Here is a 16,854-nt window from a genome sequence, read left to right on the forward strand (position 1 = left end):
CGCGATGTTGTTAACGGAAGTCGGCATACGGAATCAACGGCTGTACCGGTAATGGCAAGTTGCCCTGCCAGACGTCGAAGGTATAACGCAGGTAGAGCATCGCTCGGCTGGGTGCGTAGCTGTCACTGTGCTGATAGAGCAAACCGCCTCCCAGTACCAGATGGTCCGACAGCCTGCGCTCCACCAGTCCTTGCAGGCGGTAGCCGATACCCGTACTGCTGCCGCCCGACGTCTGGCCCAGGCCGTCGGCCAGCTGGAAGCCTCGCTCGTCCAGTCCCTGGATCAGCTTGTCGTTCAGCCCGCTGAGTGGGTAAAGGTCATTGGCGTCAGTCTTGGCATACGACCAGCTCACCGAGCTTTCCAGGGCCACCGACCAGTTGGCGGTACGGAACGCATAGTTCAGCGGCACGCCAATCGAATAGTACTTCTGCGGGCTGTAGTAGCCGCCCTGGCCCAGGGTGTACTCACTCAAGTCCTTGTCATACCCCCAGTACATCAGCGTCAGACCGGTGCGCATACGTTCGTCGGCGCGTTCGACCAAACGATAGTAGTAACCGGCCATGGCCGTGCTCTTGTGGTTGTCTTCTACGTTCTTGCCGCGCAACCAGTGCTGGCCGAAGCTGGCCCATACGCCGTCCACGCCACCCTCGTCGTGGCTCAGGCTCAAGGTCAGGCCGTTGGAGGTGACACCGCCCCAGGTAATCCCTGTAATGGGGTCTGTGGCACCGGCATAGGACAGGATCGAGTTGCTCAAGGGGCGACGCGAGCCGGTCAGGGTCCAGCCCACGGACTCGAACTTGCTGCTGTAGGCCACGCCGCCCAGCCAGTTGGGCACTTTGAAGTTGTCCGGCGTGCGACCGATGTCGACATTCCAGACTTCGTTCTTCCAGCCAGCGGCCATCATGGTGCCGTTGACCGACTGGGAACTGTCTTCGCAACCTGACAAGTCGGGGCTGGTAGTGCCCTTGACGTTGTATTTCACGGCGCAGGTACCGTAATTTTCGCGAACCAACCCGTCGGGATCGGCACTGAATTTACCCGCATCCATATTCAGCTGTTCTGCACGTAAAAAGCCGGTGCCATCCGCCACTGGCAGGTCCAGTTGCAGGATGGTGGTGCGGGTATCCGTATCTGATGTACCGGCAGAGGCGTTGTCCGAGCGCCACCCGTAATCGGTGTACAGGTGGACCGTAGGATTTTGCCGCTGGTACAGCTCACCCACGTCGCTGCGCAGGCTACGGGCCAGCCACTGATCATCGTCCTTCTCGCGACTGGCCATGGTCATTGCGCGGTTGTCGCGAGGGTTGGCCTGCTCAGGAGTAATCAGGCCCGCGGCAGCCATACTCTTGGCGTAGTAATCCAGTGCCTGTTGCGGCTCCTTGACCGACATCAGCCGCGCCGCATCGCGGTACACCAGCGGATCGGCCTGGGGTGACTTGAGCAGCTGCGCGTAGATGGCCCGGGCTTTGTCAGGCTCGCCCACGGCGACCCAGGCATTGGCCACCCGTCGTTGTTCGGAAGAGGTCAATACGGTGCCGGGGGCCGGATTGAACTGTGCCAGTTGTTGCCGGGCTGCAGGCAGTTGCCGGTTGGCAATCAGGGTTTCGATTTGCCCCAGTCGTGCCCCGGTATTGGCGGGATCCTTCTTCAGCACCTGGCCATACAGGCTTTGCGCTTGCTCGAAGTCGCCGCGCTCCTGGGCCCAGCCAGCGACGGTCATCAGGTCGTCGCTGTCGCTGGTTTGCATCAACAGGGCAATGGCTTGCGGTTCATGACCTTCTGCGCGCAGGCGTTCGGCGCGGGCAACCAGTACGTTGCGCTGCAGGCGTGAGTCCAGCTCACGCATGGAGTCGGTCCATTGCGCCTTGGGCAATTTCTCCAGCGCGCTCAGGGCGCTGGCATCGCGATCGGTGTTCGACAAATAAAGCGCGTAGGCGTAGATGGCTTCCGGGTTTCGCCCCTGGCGGTTCATCAATTGCTTGAAGCTGTCATCGGCTGCGCCAGGCTGGTTGATCTCGCGCTGGGCGTTGGCCAGGCGGTAAGTCACCCAGGGTTCATCAGGGCTCAGGTTGCGGATCTTGCTCAGCAATGCGGCCACTTGCGGCCAGTCCTTGCGCTCGGTAGCCGCATCGGCCTGCTGGTTCAGTTCGTCCAGCTCCATGCTCTGGCGCAGCCCGGAGAATTCCTTCTGGCTGGAGGCGGGCAGGCCATTGAGAAATGCCTTGGCCTTTTGCGGGTCCTGGGCGCTGTACAAGCGAACCAGCCCCCTGACGGCGCTGCCATTACCCGGTTCTAGGCGACGGGCCTGCAACAGCAAGGCTTCCGCCTGGATATCGTCATGCTCGGCCTGTGCAACGCTGGCCAGGCCAATGAGTGGGTCGGCATCGGCGGGCTTGGTCTTGCGGGCCTGAGAAAATGCGTTACGTGCCGCTGGCAGGTTCTTTTGCTCAAGGGCCTTGTCACCCTGGCTGAGCAACATGCGGTAGCGGCTGGCGTCCATCAGGTCCTGCCACTTGCTGATGTTGGAGGTGTCTTGTTCCTTGGTTCGCGCCGTGGAGAAGCTGGTGTTGGCTTCGGCATAGCGGCCCTGACGAAACAGCGCCATGCCCAGGGCACCGTAGAGGGTCGGATCGTCCGGATATTGTTTGAGGGCGCTGCGCAATTGCCCTTCAGCGGCCACCGGATTGCGCGACTGATCAATCATCTGCTTGCCTTGAGCCCCTGCGTTCCACGCCGGGTCGCCAAGCAAACGCTGCTGTTGTTGCAGGTTCTTGTTGGCCTCACCGATCAGTGGAGAGTTGGGGTAGCGGGCGATAAACCCCTGCCAGGCCTGGGCCGTAGTGCGATCGATGGGTAATGTGCCGAGGTAGGTGTACTCACGCTCTGCGGCGGCGTTACTGGCAATCGGGTCGCTGGACAGTTCTTGCAGGACCACCAGGGCTTCTGGCGCCCTTTTTTCCCGAAACAGCAAGTCGGCCAGGGTTTGGCGCAGCCCGGCGTTGCCCGGGTATTGCTTATCCAGAGCCCGCAGTTGATCGATTACTTGAGGATGCTGGCCCGGGATATTGCTGCGGATACGCAGGTACTCCAGCGCCGTGGCGAAATCGGGTGGTGCATTGCCAAACAGTCGCTCGAAAATTGCAGCGGCCTCTTCAGGTCGGCCAGCGGCTGCAAACAGGCGCGCCTGCTGCAGGTCTTTGAGGCTTTGCGGGTCTTGCAGCTTCATCAGGCTCTGGGCCTGGCGCAGCGCCGCTGAGTCGGGGGCAACGCTTTGCAATTGCGCCAGACGCTGGCGGGCCAGATCCGGATTCTTGTCCAGCAATGCCTGGCGTATAGACGCGACCAGCGCCTGCGGGTCGTTGGGGGCGATCAATTGCAGCCGTGCCAGTGAGGCGCGTACCAGATCTTCCCGGTACATGGCTTCACCGATACGTACCTGCTCCAGTAGCCACTGTTGCTGTTCCTGCACCGTGGTCGGTTGTGCAATGGCTGCAGTGGACAATCCACCGAGCAGGAACGCCCACGTTGTTATTTTTGGCATGTCTTGATCCACGAAGGTAAAAGCTGCCCATCCTTGTCAAAGCGATAGCGTTCTTCATCCCAGCCCTGGCCAAACAGCAGCAGCGACTGGTTGTAATAAGCATCCGCCGCAGGCGGTTGTTGCTGGATCCGTGCCTGTTGTACGGCCAGTGCAGGGGAGTCCAGACTTGCCAGTAACGGCAGCATGGCGGCGGAAAAACCCACCGGGCCCGTTCCGGTGTATTTACCGGTCACTGCATTCACGCTTTCCGGTGGATAGCCCAGGGTTTGAGTCAGGTTGGCCATCGGCGCAAAGTGCTGTTGCAGGACCTGACGGTTGGCTGCGTCCGGAGCCAGCATGCCGACCCACAGGTAGACGCGAATGGCATCGTAGTCGCCCTGGGAGCCGTCCTTGGTGTCGGGAGCCCAGCCACCACCGGCTTTCCATAACAGCCAGTCGGGGGCAAAACCTTTGGGTGAAGTCTCTATCAACATGCGCTGCTGATTGCTCGCCAGCTCAGCCCATATCGGTGAAATCCGGGCAAAGCGTGCCAACAGTTGCGGTGGCAGATAGCTGGGGTTCAGGCGCCAGCCTTTGGGGCTGTCGAACCCCACATCGCCGGGCAACAGCATCAGGCCCAGGCGGGGTAATTTGCGCAGGCTTTGGGCCGCACTGCGCCAGAGGATGTTCTGCCCCAGCGCGACGTACTCGGGCCACTGCCACAGGCGTCCGGCTTCAAGCAGGCTGTAGGCGATCCACAGATCGGCATCGCTGGCATTGTTGCTGTCCAGGATGTGCCACTGGCCGCTTTTGTCGCGCCCCCATTGCCAGGCAGGCAGATGACCTTCAAGGCTGCCATCTGCCAGGTTATTGCGGGTCCATTCGAGAATCGAGGCGAAGCTTTTCCTGTCGTTGGCCAGCAAGGCAAAAAACAGCCCGTAACTCTGGCCTTCCGACGTCGTGATCAACTGCGTCGACGAGGCATCGATGATGCGCCCGTCGCTGCTCATCATGGTTTTCTTGTAACTGTCCCAGGCGGGCCAGTCACAGGATGCCGCACTCGCCACCAGGGGAAGACAACCCAAGGTCGAAGTCAGGGCGAGTGCCGCCAGTCGTTTCATGGCCTTAGTCATCCTTGTGCAGACGACGGTTGGCCGCCCAGCTCAGGGCACGCCACAGCAGGAAGGCGCTGAGCAGAACGCTGATCACGGCCAGTATGGCCAGCAATACCGGGTGCTCTGACAGCTGGTACCACAACAGCAGGTACCACGGCAGGTTGCCGACAAAGTATTGATCACCGACCAGTTGGCTGTAGACGCCGCTGCTGCGAACCAGTGCCACAGAGCCTGCCACCGCGTCCAGCTTGCCGCTGTCGCCCAAGGCCTCGCGCAGCAGGTTGTAGTCGGCATCCTCATTGCCCAGCAATGCGACGATGCTGCGCTGGTTGTGGGTAGGTGACTGCATGCCTAACATGGCCGCAATCGGTGCCTGGGCCGTAACTTCGGTTTTGTTGGCCGGTGTGTTGCGACCGTCGGTTGACGGCCCGCGGCGGTTGTTGGCATCAATGCCAGTGGTGCCGTAAGGCTGCACCAGCATGTCGTGCTGACGTTGCAACAGCACGCTCATGTCCGGGTTGTCGCGCAACTCCGGGGCCATCTCGCCCAGTAACAGCAAGTCGACATCCTCCTTGGACGCCGACGCCCAGTCATCGCTCAGGCGCACACCAAAGGCCGGGTAGCCGGAGCGGGCAGAAATGCCGGATACCGTTTCAAGCAGGGTGCTGATCTGTGTCGGTGAAGCGTTGCTTGGAACCACCACGATGGATTCGGACATGTCGGCCATGCGGCTGAACGGGAAGCCGCTGCGCACAAATGCCTTGAGGTCCGGCATGCTGATGTAGTGGTGATAGCCGGACATGTCGATGGTGGAATCTTCATCGATGATGGCCTGGGTGTTGGCCGGCAGGATGGTCTGGCAGCGATCACGCTGCGAACTGCCCACGGTGCTGGCAAAGTTGAAATCGAAACGCAGGCGGTTGCGGTCGCCAATTTTCAGCGAGGGTACGATCAGCTTTTCATTGACGTTTGCGGTGTCATTGGACAGCACCGCCAAGCGCAGCTCTTCCAGGTTGCTGGTGTCTTTGCGCAGCAACGGCAGGCTGGTGATGAACTGGTCGTTGAGGCTGATATTGAGGCGTGAATCATCATTGGCCGACGGTGCGGTGTAGCGGTATTGAGTGCGCAGCGGGATACCCTGGTTACGCCACACGAAAAGATCGGGTGGCAGGTTTACATCCAGGGTGATGGGACGCGGCTGCAACCCGCTGACCTGCAATTGTTGCGGGTAGGTAATCAGCTCGGCAAAACGCACTGGCCGGTCGGTCCGCATCCAGGCCGGAGCATCGTAGGGTTTGCGCGGGTGCAGCTCCTGAACCTTGTCGATGGTAACGCGCGAACCGCGCAGCAAATTACCGCCCAGGGCCAGAGCCTTGGCAGCAGTGGTCAGGTCTTCTTCGTTGCGGCCCATGATCAGCAGGACTTTGCTGTAGGGCGCATCCGGGTGATCGATCATTTCGACCACAGGCGCCGTCACGGCCGGGAATTTTTCCAGGTCGCTCATGAAGGCCGGACGGTGATCGTTCGTGGCGAAGACTACGGTCGGTTGCACTGCATCCTTGTTCTGTACCCCTGGCAGCGTATCGAACGACACCGGGAAACTTGCGCCACGCCAGTTGGACTGACTGCCAAAGTAAGAGGCCAGGATCGTGGCCGCTTTCTGTTCACCCAGCGTCGGGTTGGCGGCGAACACAAATGGCAGTTCCAGCTTGCTGTTGTTGCGTGGATCAAAGAACGGCAGCGGGAAGAACGCCAGGTCGTTTTGCAGGCTCAGGGCCTGTTCTTGCAAGGTAATAGCGCTACCGCGGCTGATATTGACCCACAACGTGTTGTTGGCCGGGTCTTCACAGATATCAGTGTAATGACCGACAAACTCCAGCCGCAGGCGGTTGAAGTCCGAAATCAGCCGTGGATCAAAGGCTATTTTCTGCGTGGTTTTGCGCCCCAGCTGGTCTTTCTCAATCGGCAGAACGCCCATCAGCACATCGTTGAGGTACACCCGGATATGTGAAAGCGTCGGGATCAATGCAGGTGAGGGCGTGTAGTCCAGCTGCAGGCTGGCATCGCTGGCAATCCGGTCGCGACGCAGGCTGAACTCCACCACGTCTGAGCTGTTGATCCCTAGCAGCAGGGAGTCTGTGGCTCGCCCCAACTGTTCGAATGAGTAGGTGACTGGCCAGCTTGGCAGTACCTGATCCGTCTGGGCGACCGCCGGCTTGGGCAGTGGAGCGGGCACAGGTGAATTGCCAGGTAAAGGCAAGGGGGCCGACATAAGCTGCGAGGCGAAGGTCATCAGCGCGAGGCTGGCGAAGATAGCTTTTTTAGATAGACGACTCATGATCTGCTCACTGGCCGGGAGATAAGGGGGGTAGGTGCTTCGGGCATGCGCGGCAAAAAGCTGCCCAGCCACTGAAAAATGAGCAAAAACGGTTTCGCGATGACGCGTATCCACTTGGGCAGGTATTCATAAAGGCGGTAATAGCCTTTGACGCCCAGGGCCAGAATCTCCTTGAGACTCTGGATCGGCTTGTCAGCCTCAAACCCGCTGTTGTGGTCAAGCCAGGCATCGGCGCGGCCAAAGGTGCACTGCACGAACTCGATCTTTTGTTCGGGCGGCAACTGGGCAAAGCTCAAGCCGATAAACCGGTCGCTGGAGCGGGTCAGAGTACCGGTGAACACAAACTCGCGGTTGCCCCGCTGAAGGATCAGCGATACCTGTGTGCCGACGGGCAGTTGCAGGGCCTGGCTCACTTGCAGGCCGACGCCACCGTCCGAGTAGTCCACGAGTTCACAAGGGTAGCTGTGCCCGTCGGACAATCTGATGGCCCCTGGCAAACGGGCAAGTACACGGTGCGTGGTGCGCACCTGGCGCACCTCGGCCGCAACGGCAACCGCAGCACCAATGATCAGCAGGTTGTAAATCACCCACAGCACACTGACGAGGATGGTGAAGATCTCATCCTTTGGCCCGGTAAAGAGGCGCCAGACGGCAAACCCCAGGCCGACCACGTTGAGCACCGACAGCACCAGATACGGTTTGGCGGTCTGCCAGTCGAACTGGTTTTCTTCCATCATGCCGCCCTTGGCGGTCACGTTGAACTTGCCCCGCGACGGGCTGAACAATGCCACGGTGGTGGGTCGTGCGATGTACCAGGCCAGCACGGTCTCGTACACCTCGCCCCAGAATGTCTGGCGGTAGGCGCCTTGCATCCGTGAGTTGGTGAGGCTGGCGTGGATCATGTGCGGCAACACGTACAGCAGGATCATCACCGCCGGGGCGTAGATGATGTAGGCGTGCAGCAACAGGAAGGCCAGGGGCGCAGTGAGGAACACCAGCCGTGGCAACCCCACCAGGAAGTGCATCATGGCGTTGGTGTAGCAGATGCGCTGGAAGATGGTCAGGCCCTTGCCCAGCAGCGGGTTGTCGGTGCGGAAAATCTGCACCATGCCCCGTGCCCAGCGGATGCGCTGACCGATATGCGCCGACAGGCTCTCGGTTGCCAGGCCTGCTGCCTGCGGGATGCGCAGATAGGCCGAGGTCCAGCCGTTGCGGTGCAGGCGCAGGGCGGTGTGGGCATCTTCGGTCACGGTTTCGACCGCGAACCCGCCAATGGAGTCAATCGCAGTACGGCGCACGATGGCGCAGGAGCCGCAGAAAAACGCAGCGTTCCACATGTCGTTACCGTCCTGGATCAAACCGTAAAACAGCTCGCCTTCGTTGGGGCGGTTACGGAAGGTACCCAGGTTGCGCTCGAACGGATCAGGTGACAGGAAGTGGTGCGGGGTCTGTACCAGCGCCAGGGTCGGGTCACGCAGGAACCAGCCAACCGTCAACTGCAGGAAGGAGCGGGCAGGCATGTGGTCGCAGTCAAAAATCGCCACCAGATCGCCGTCGATCAAGGTCAGTGCATGATTGAGGTTACCGGCCTTGGCGTGGCGGTTGTCGGTCCGGGCGATGTAGTTGATGCCCACCTCTTCGGCGAATGCCTTGAAGCTTGGACGGTTGCCGTCATCAAGCAGGTGAATGCGCAGCTTGTCTTTCGGCCAGTCGATGCCAAGCGCGGCGTACACCGTGCCACGGGTTACGGACAGCTCTTCGTTGTACGTCGGAATCAACAGGTCGACGACCGGCCATTGCTCCATGTCTGCGGGCAATTGCGCCGGTTGGCGATTGAGCGGCCATGAGGTCTGCACATAGCCCAGCAACAGGATCAGCCAGGAGTAGGTCTCGGCGATCAGCAGAATCAGGCCGCAGATCAGATCCAGATTGTCGTTCCAGTTCAGGGTCGAGGTGTACCGCCACCACAGGTAGCGGCACGAAACGATGATCGACAATACGATCAGCAACAAGGTCGGAAAGCGTCCCGGCATGCGGCGCACCAGCATTGCCAGTACCCACAACAGGATCACGAACACCAGTTGCGCCAGATAACCGAAAGGCTCGGTGATACACAGCACAATCAAGGCCAGTGCGATGATGCCAATGCCGATGTAGAGCACCTTGCGCAGAGGCCACTGCATGGTGTTCCACCAGTGGGAGCCTTTACTGACCTGCGGGCTGATCGCCGTGGGTAAATGGGCAAAGGAATTGGACAGCAGGTTCCACGGACGCTGGACAATATTGAGCACCAACGACACCCAGGAGCCCAGGCGCTGACGGAAACGCTGGCGCCCGATCTGGTTCAGGTTCGGCGTACGCACCAGCAGCAGCCACACGGTTTGCACGACATAACGCAACGGGTCGCCAATGGTGGATCGCTTCTGGGCCAGGTGCGGATACAGGCGTCTGTGCTGATCACGCAAGGCTTTCCAGTTGCGCGACTCAAGGCGCAGAAAGATCCAGCCCAGGGCCTGGATCAGCGCCAGAATAAAGGCCGTGAACCGGGTGCAGTTCTGCTCACGCCGCAAGCGTGTGTAGGGGAACCAGTGCGCAATCATTCAGCCCTCCTGCCGCGAAGCAGGCACCAACTGGCCAGGCTGATGACATCCAGTGCAATCAGGCTGGTGGGTGCATAGCGGCCTGCGGGCTCGCTTCTGGCCAGGGCTTCACCCATGGCTTCGTCTGCGTGCAGGTTCACAGGCACCAGTGCCTGGGCATAGCGGTGCTGCCAGATCAGCAGCAGATCCCGCTGCAGCTGGCTGGCGGCATCGAAACGGTTGACCAGAAACAGTGGCGTTTGCGCCAGTTGCGGTTGCAACAATACGTGGCAGGCGGCGTCGGCGTTGAGCACCATGATTGAAATACTGCAGTGCGGGTTGGCCATGTGGCCTGGCAAGCGCTGCGGCAGATCGAACAGTATCCAGTCAAAGGCGTCGGCCAGCGCGGCCTGGCGCTGGCTCCAGAGTTGTGGCTGCTCAAGCAGCAGGCCGTCGAGCTGGATGAATTCGACCGGTTGCAGTTGCCCGTAGGGCAGCACGCACAGGCCGGGCTCTACACACCATGCATGCTCATGCCAGGGTTGCTGATCCAGAGTCGCCCGGGCCCAGCCCTCGCGGGGTGCCAGGTCCATGTTGAAATGCAGGCCGAGGGAGTTCTCCGGGCACATGTCCACCAGCAGTACCCTCTGTCCCAGCTCATGCAGCGCATGGCCCAGCGCCGCCAGGGTTGAGCTGGTACCCACGCCACCGCGCACGCCACGCAAACTCATGGCAATCATGGGGTGTGCTCCGTGTCTTTATCCAGATCAAGGGGCGGCGTGTGCTGCGCCTCCAGATAAGCCAGCAACGGCCAGCGCTCAAAAGCCTGCAACAGCTCCATATGCGCCGACACGTCGATGTATTCCAGGGCGTGCAATTCCATCATCGACTTGAGCCGGGCGATATCATCGGCACGCTCTTTGCGCGAAAGGATATCGGCGCTTATTTGAACCGCTGTGGGTAAGGCAGCCATCCGCCGTTCTCCTTGATTCGCACATAGGGCTTGCCGTTGTAATCAAGCACGACGGTCCCTGAGTTTTCAGATACTTTCGGGGTTTGTGGAAGATCGGTCAGCAGTCTGGACCAGTCCACGGTCTGGCCATTGCTCAGTGCAGGGTCGGCATACAGGCGCGCTATGATTTCGGCGACCGCCAGGTAGCTGCTTGGCTCGCTGATATGGACGGGCGAGGATTGGCCGTTGTCGCCCATGTTGATCAGCTTGATGCCAACCGGTACGTGGGTGATCGAGTCGCTCGGGATTTCGCGCATCCCGGCAATCTGCATGCGGTCACCATGCAGCGCGGCACCATGTTCGGGAACGATGGCCACCACCACGCGGCGTCCACTTTTTTGCAGTTCCTTGAGGAACGCATTGAGGTCGTCGAGCAGGACCTGTGCGCGGCTGCTGTAGTCAGCTGGCTGGGTACCGCCATCAGACTGCACTTGCCGGTTGCCGTCATGCAGGCTGGTGGTGTTGTAGAACAGCGCCATGTTGGGCGTGTCCTCGGCCATGCGGTGTTGCCACCACTTGCCCAATACATCGCGGTCGCGCCAGATAGGTGAGCCATCAAAACCTACGTACGTCCTTGGCAGGCCTGCAGGGACTACGCCCAGTGCCGGAGGAGGCAACTGGCCCTGCTCGCGGACTTCCTGGAGGAAGCCGTCGAATGCGCCCGTGTGGTTGAGCATCAGCTCGTTGGAGAAACCCAGCTTGCGCAAGTCATCGAACAACAGGCATTGATCTGCCGGTTGCTTGTAGAGCTGTGCATGGGAGGTCTGGCCGCAACTGGCGCGCATCAAACGGATAGCTGCAGGGCCACTGTAGGCGGTGGCCGAGTTGAAGTTGTCGAAAATCACGTCCATCTGACTGAACAGCGTGTTATCGCGCAAGCCCACGGCTTCAAGGTCATCCCAGGCCATGGAGCAAATATTGATCACCAACAGGTCAAAAGGCGGCGGCTTGACGGCAGGCTCCTTGAAGTCGACTTTGCGGGTCGATTCAGTGAGGTAAAACTTGTCCAGATAACCATTGAGCGTCGCATCGTCCGGCTCGCCCACGCTGCTGGTTTGTCCACCGGTAACGGCTTGAGTGCCGGCCATTTGTGGCGCGACAGAAGGGGGCAGCAGCCATTGCAGGTTACCCATGCCCAGCCAGGCAAAACCCAGCAGGGTGAAGGTCGTCAGGCGCAGCCACTGATTGAGGAACAGGTAGCCCACGATCAACAGCAGCAACATGGCGCACACTTGCCAGTCGATGAATCGCCCCAGCAACTCGACCACGTAGTCAAAGGAGAAATCCAGTACCCCGGGCTGTGCCAGCAACCGGGAGAAGGGCGGGAACCAGGTGTCCTGATACAGCAGCGCCACGGCAACCGGGATCGCAATCAGGGTGCGCGCACGGCGCAGCACAGGGTTGGCGATCGGGATCAGCAACACCACCGCAAAAATCAGGTTGGGCAATATCTGGAGATTCAGGTGCCCTGTCCAGGCCAGCAGGAACTTGGCCAGGAAATACAGGTTCCAGGCTCCCAGGCCGCGCCAGGGTCCGGCAATTTTTTGCGCCGGTGCGTCAGACTTAAACAGACTCATCAGGCGTTCTCTGAGCAGGGCTGGCAGGCATGCGACGTCTGACGCCGCACGATTTCATATAGCGAGGTGACAGGTACTGCTCGAAATGCTTTTTCAGGAACATCCGGATGCGCTGCCAGAACAGCGTCAGCAGTATGGTGACCACACAGGTCAATGCAATGACATCGATCAGCTCAAGGAACGTCATGACTGTGGCTCACTGAGAGGAAGCGTGAATCGTTGAGGATTTAGCGGTGCACGCTCACTGACGCCCGGTGTCGGCATGATGGCCGGTGCCTCGACGGGGATATGCAAATGCGCCGGTACCGCCCGGGCCTTTGTGAAGGTCTGTGCAGGCAGGTCGGAAGGCCCGCTCAACATGCGGCGCTGGGTGAACATGTCACGCCAGGGCAGACGACAGATGTTGCCCAGTGCCGGCTCCAGTCCATCTGCACGGCAGGCAAACAGAAACAGGTACAGCTCACCGTCCAGCAGGCAGGCGAAGTCGCCAAAACGACGAAGGCACATCTGGTTCAAAAACAGTTCCTCGCCCAGTCCCGGTACAGGCTCGAACTTCATCAGCTGATGGGTCACTTCACCTGAGCTGTCCCTGTAGATCTGCGATACGGCCTCATAAAAGTCATTGGGGCTGACCAGCCCGCGAATCTGAGGCGGGCGCTGACGCTCAAGCAGCGTCTTGAAGTCGATGCTCTGGGTGTATTGCCAGCGTTGGCCCTGAATGCTTTCGATCATGCTCAGGAACCTGGAAAGCAGTGTGCCGTCGGGAACGATCATGTTGGCGCCACACGCCAGCAGCAGGCGCTCGTCGCGATAGCGCACCGACGGCTCCATTTCACGTACGACGATTTTCAGTTCGGGGCCGCAATGTTCCCGTAAGTCGTGCAGCTGCTGGGCCAGTTCGAGTAGCTGGTAACTATTGTCGATGCCCACGATAACGGTGGCCGCACGGGCAGACTCGGCGGCTTCAAGCAACGCCTCACGGCCTTCGAACAGGTACCAGTGTTTAGACATCGACGGCGCACCTTCCAGTACGGTGCGCTCGGCGAGGTACACGTGCTGATCGTCGGCCACCCGTGGCTGGGTATCGACCACCGCTTGGGGAATCAGCGTCAGGGCATTGCCTTTATCGGTGAGTTTGAATTCCTGGCCAGCAGTGACACCCAGTTCGTTGTGCCAGAAGTGCAATTGGTAGCGCAGATCGCCGTTGAAGCAGTACAGGCGACTTAAACCGGACAGGGTCTGGTTAAGTTGCAGCAATTGGGCATGCAGCAGCGCAGCTTCGCCGTGGGTAATCACCAATAGCGTTGCGTTGCGCTCAAGCAGCCACCCGCGTATGCGCTCGATCCAGCGTTGCAACTGGATGGCCGTAGTCGATTCGGCCCAAGTGTTCGAGGGCAGCACCAGCAGGATCTGGCTTGAAGGGAGTATGCCGGCACGGCCAAGATCGCGGGTCAGCGTGGCCAGTCCAGGCTCTATGACTCTCTGGGCGATTTCAAACAGCTTGAGCTTGCCGGGACCGCGATCGGGTGCCATATCGCTGATGATCGGCTGGACCGAACCGGCACCTGCAATCAGCGTGGCTGGCACGCTTTCGGGTAATGCTTCAAGAAATTGCCTTGCCAGCAGTTTTGCGTCAGTCGAGTGATCGACCGTGACCCAATACAAGCCGCCTGCGCGCAACACAATCTGTTGATCCAGCAATCCGCTGATGGCCAAACTGATATGAACCAAGCGTAAAGTCCCCCCAGGGAAAAGCATTTATTGAGGCGTCTGGTACTGTCATTCATGCAAAACAATCACTTGCGCCTTTTGGGGTTAACCTTTTATGGCGCCAATTATATGACTGTCAACATGTTACCCAGTAATTCTGGCCGTTTATTGTTATGGGCGTGCTGCCTGCTTTGTCTGTCACAAGCGTAGTACTACAGCTCAGGTTGTGTCGGAAAGTCAGCAGCTTATCACCGGAAAATTATCAAACCCATGATTTGCAGCGTTAAAAAGTCAAAAAAATACCGCTTATGTGAATTAAGTCATTAAATTGGCACTTTGATTGTGGGGGTTGACTGGCAAGGGCTGCAGGGCATGCAAGGCAGGTTTTGCTGTGTAAAGTGACTGAGACGGCGGGGTAGAAGGGGGACTAAAGTGCTCTCCCGGCTTTCTGACGGGCCTTTTGCGTGCTATTGCTTAGGTGGTTCATCGCGAACTGAATACTTTCGATCAGGTTCTCCCTCAGAGCCTGACCCCGTAACCAAGATGTCCATGAGGTGTATCTATGCCAGTCAAGCACGACTTGTTACAGGACTTGGGGCTTACCAAAGAGGCTATCAGCAAGTTTCGCAGCGAAAACCCTCATCTGAATCAGCTGTTTGTGCAGTACGGCGAAAAAGATGCCGAAGTGGTTGAGGCTGAAGCCAACGATGCAATAGGGGTTGCGGATGATGTGCTGCGCAAGCTCAAGGAGCAGCGCCTCCTTATCAAGGATAAAATCGCGCAAATCTTGAGCGCTTAAGTCATCGCACGTTGCAGGAAGTACACATGTCTCAAATCATCAAAATTGTGGCCACATTGCGCGCCAAACCTGGTCATGGCAGAACGGTAGAACAGGCCCTGCGCGCCTGTGTCGAAGGCTCCCGAGCCGAGCCTGGCTGTCGTTTCTATGACCTGCACGTGGATCGAACCGATCCTGAGTGCTTTGTATTCATTGAAGGCTGGGCGGACATGGAGGCTATTGAGCACCACAAAACCACCCCGCACTATCAGGCGATGACCCATGCGGTGGGTGATCTGCTGGCCCACCGTGAAGTGTTGCTGCTGGACGAACTGAGCATTTAAGGCTCAGGGGCAATGGTGCAGCACCCTGCGGCGGCCCTTAGAGGCCGCCGTTTTATTTTACGGGTTTAAAAGTGAGCGGCATCCAGCTCATACAAGGATTCGCTGCCTGCCCGGATGGTGTGCTCAAGGCTCAACGTGCGCGGCAGCAGGCGGCTGAAGTAGAACTGCGCAGTGGCCAGCTTGGCGCTATAGAACGCCGGATCGGCATCCATCGAACGCTGCGCCACATCGGCCATGCGCGCCCAGAGCCAGGCGTATGCCACATACCCGAACAGGTTCAGGTACTCGACGCAGGCGGCGCCGGTTTCGTTGGGGTTGACCTTGACCCGAGCCTGCAACCAGTCACTGACGTTTTCAAGACGCTGTACCGCGTCGAGCAACTCGCTGGCGTAAGGTTTGCCGGGGCTTTGGGCAAAGTCGCGGATCTGCGCGGTAAACATGCGCAGGCTTGCACCGCCGTTGGCGATCACTTTACGGCCCAGTAAATCCAGGGCCTGGATCCCGTTGGTGCCTTCATAAATCTGGGCGATGCGCACATCACGGACCAACTGCTCCTGACCCCACTCACGGATGTAGCCGTGGCCACCAAACACTTGCTGCCCCAGCACGCAACTGTCGAACCCGGTATCGGTGAAAAAGGCTTTGGCCACCGGCGTGAGCAAGGCCACCAGCGTGCTGGCGTCCTGTTGTTCCCGGGGGTCGGGTGAGAACTTGGCGAGGTCCAGTTGTTGACCCACGTAGCTGGCGAAAGCCCGACCGCCTTCGGTCATGGCCTTCATGCTCAGCAGCATGCGTCGCACATCCGGATGAACAATGATCGGGTCGGCGATTTTTTCAGGTGCCACGGCTCCGGTCGGTGCTCGGCCTTGCAGGCGCTCGCAGGCATAGGCACGGGCATTCTGATAGGAGGCTTCGGCGCAACCAATGCCCTGAATGCCGATCGACAGCCGTTCGTAATTCATCATGGTGAACATGGCTGCCAGGCCTTTGTTGGCGTCGCCAATCAACCAGCCCTGTGCACCGTCAAAATTGATCACGCAGGTGGCGGATGCCTTGATCCCCATTTTGTGCTCGATGGAGCCACAGCTCACGGCATTGCCTTGACCCAGGGAACCATCGTCATTGAGCAGTACCTTGGGCACCAGGAACAGCGAAATGCCCCGTGGACCGGCTGGCGCATCCGGCAGTTTGGCCAGCACCAGGTGAATGATGTTTTCGGTCAGGTCCTGGTCGCCGCCGGTGATGAATATCTTGCTGCCGCTGATGCAGAAACTGCCGTCCGGCAGTGGTTCGGCACGGGTACGGATAATGCCGAGGTCGGTACCGGAATGGGCCTCGGTCAAACACATTGAACCGGCCCAGCGACCTTCATACATCGGGGGCAGGAAGATGCGCTTGAGGGCTTCACTGGCGTGGGCATCAATGGCCAGGCAGGCGCCGCTGGTCAATGCCGAGTACAGGGCAAAGCTTGCGTTGGCGCCGTAGAGCATTTCTTCAAATTGCACGGCCAGCATCTTCGGCATGCCAAGCCCGCCGAATTCAGGGTTGCCCGACAAGCCGACCCAGCCGCCTTCGATGTAGGTGTCATAGGCCGACTTGAAGCCCTTGGGGGTCGTCACCTGGCCTGCGTTCCACTGGGCGCCTTGCTCATCGCCACTGCGGTTGAGTGGAGCAATCAACTGGCCGGTGACTTTGGCGGCTTCTTCGAGAATCGCATCGCTGGTATCGGCATCCACATGGTCGGCCAGTGCGGGCAGTCGGGCCCAAAGCGCAGGGGCCTCGAACAGTTCGTGCAGGACAAAGCGCATGTCGCGAAGCGGGGCATTGAAATCAGGCATGTGAAGTCTCTTATTCTGGCAAAAGATTCCCTGCGGGAGCGAT

At 59.5% G+C, this 16,854-nt stretch carries 12 protein-coding genes; 2 read left to right on the forward strand and 10 right to left on the reverse strand.

What is annotated here, in order from left to right:
- Positions 1 to 10 precede the first annotated feature (10 nt).
- From bcsC to bcsE, 9 genes are read right to left on the reverse strand one after another with little or no spacing between them, the layout of a single operon-like run.
- Entirely contained in the window at positions 11 to 3,541 is a 3,531-nt protein-coding gene (gene bcsC / locus AC19YQ_RS19225) for a cellulose synthase complex outer membrane protein BcsC (protein WP_500595683.1), read from the reverse strand.
- Positions 3,529 to 4,641 carry a cellulose synthase complex periplasmic endoglucanase BcsZ gene (gene bcsZ / locus AC19YQ_RS19230; RefSeq protein ID WP_219261867.1) on the reverse strand — a complete coding sequence of 371 codons (1,113 nt, stop codon included), beginning with the start codon at positions 4,639 to 4,641 and terminating at the stop codon, positions 3,529 to 3,531. The genes bcsC and bcsZ overlap by 13 nt, the downstream gene beginning before the upstream one ends.
- Positions 4,642 to 4,645: 4 nt before the next feature.
- Positions 4,646 to 6,973, reverse strand: a complete 2,328-nt coding sequence (gene bcsB, locus AC19YQ_RS19235) for a cellulose biosynthesis cyclic di-GMP-binding regulatory protein BcsB (RefSeq protein WP_500595684.1) — start codon at positions 6,971 to 6,973, stop codon at positions 4,646 to 4,648.
- On the reverse strand, positions 6,970 to 9,573 hold the full coding sequence (gene bcsA, locus AC19YQ_RS19240) for a UDP-forming cellulose synthase catalytic subunit (RefSeq protein ID WP_326426901.1): 2,604 nt from the start codon (positions 9,571 to 9,573) through the stop codon (positions 6,970 to 6,972). Before bcsA ends, bcsB begins: the two co-directional genes overlap by 4 nt.
- Entirely contained in the window at positions 9,570 to 10,292 is a 723-nt protein-coding gene (bcsQ, locus tag AC19YQ_RS19245; RefSeq protein WP_219261870.1) for a cellulose biosynthesis protein BcsQ, read from the reverse strand. The genes bcsA and bcsQ overlap by 4 nt, the downstream gene beginning before the upstream one ends.
- A complete protein-coding gene (bcsR, locus tag AC19YQ_RS19250; protein WP_133078079.1) occupies positions 10,289 to 10,525 on the reverse strand; it encodes a cellulose biosynthesis protein BcsR in 237 nt (78 codons plus the stop codon). Before bcsR ends, bcsQ begins: the two co-directional genes overlap by 4 nt.
- Positions 10,495 to 12,141 carry a cellulose biosynthesis protein BcsG gene (gene bcsG / locus AC19YQ_RS19255; RefSeq protein ID WP_219261871.1) on the reverse strand — a complete coding sequence of 549 codons (1,647 nt, stop codon included), beginning with the start codon at positions 12,139 to 12,141 and terminating at the stop codon, positions 10,495 to 10,497. Before bcsG ends, bcsR begins: the two co-directional genes overlap by 31 nt.
- Positions 12,128 to 12,328: a cellulose biosynthesis protein BcsF gene (gene bcsF, locus AC19YQ_RS19260; protein WP_133078081.1), complete on the reverse strand. Its 201-nt coding sequence runs from the start codon at positions 12,326 to 12,328 to the stop codon at positions 12,128 to 12,130. Before bcsF ends, bcsG begins: the two co-directional genes overlap by 14 nt.
- Positions 12,325 to 13,872: a cellulose biosynthesis protein BcsE gene (gene bcsE, locus AC19YQ_RS19265; protein WP_500595685.1), complete on the reverse strand. Its 1,548-nt coding sequence runs from the start codon at positions 13,870 to 13,872 to the stop codon at positions 12,325 to 12,327. The genes bcsF and bcsE overlap by 4 nt, the downstream gene beginning before the upstream one ends.
- Before the next feature lie 541 nt (positions 13,873 to 14,413).
- Here bcsE and AC19YQ_RS19270 point away from each other — a divergent pair.
- Together AC19YQ_RS19270 and AC19YQ_RS19275 are read left to right on the forward strand one after the other, a co-directional pair.
- The gene (locus tag AC19YQ_RS19270; RefSeq protein WP_019822745.1) at positions 14,414 to 14,650 is read left to right on the forward strand and encodes an HP1242/YdcH family protein; all 237 of its coding nucleotides are present in this window, start codon (positions 14,414 to 14,416) and stop codon (positions 14,648 to 14,650) included.
- Positions 14,651 to 14,676: 26 nt separating this feature from the next.
- Positions 14,677 to 14,973 carry an antibiotic biosynthesis monooxygenase gene (locus tag AC19YQ_RS19275; RefSeq protein WP_133078084.1) on the forward strand — a complete coding sequence of 99 codons (297 nt, stop codon included), beginning with the start codon at positions 14,677 to 14,679 and terminating at the stop codon, positions 14,971 to 14,973.
- A gap of 65 nt (positions 14,974 to 15,038) precedes the next feature.
- Here AC19YQ_RS19275 and AC19YQ_RS19280 read toward each other — a convergent pair whose 3' ends face one another.
- On the reverse strand, positions 15,039 to 16,811 hold the full coding sequence (locus tag AC19YQ_RS19280; protein ID WP_500595686.1) for an acyl-CoA dehydrogenase C-terminal domain-containing protein: 1,773 nt from the start codon (positions 16,809 to 16,811) through the stop codon (positions 15,039 to 15,041).
- Positions 16,812 to 16,854: the final 43 nt, after the last annotated feature.

This window comes from Pseudomonas sp. MF06569, assembly GCF_059862735.1.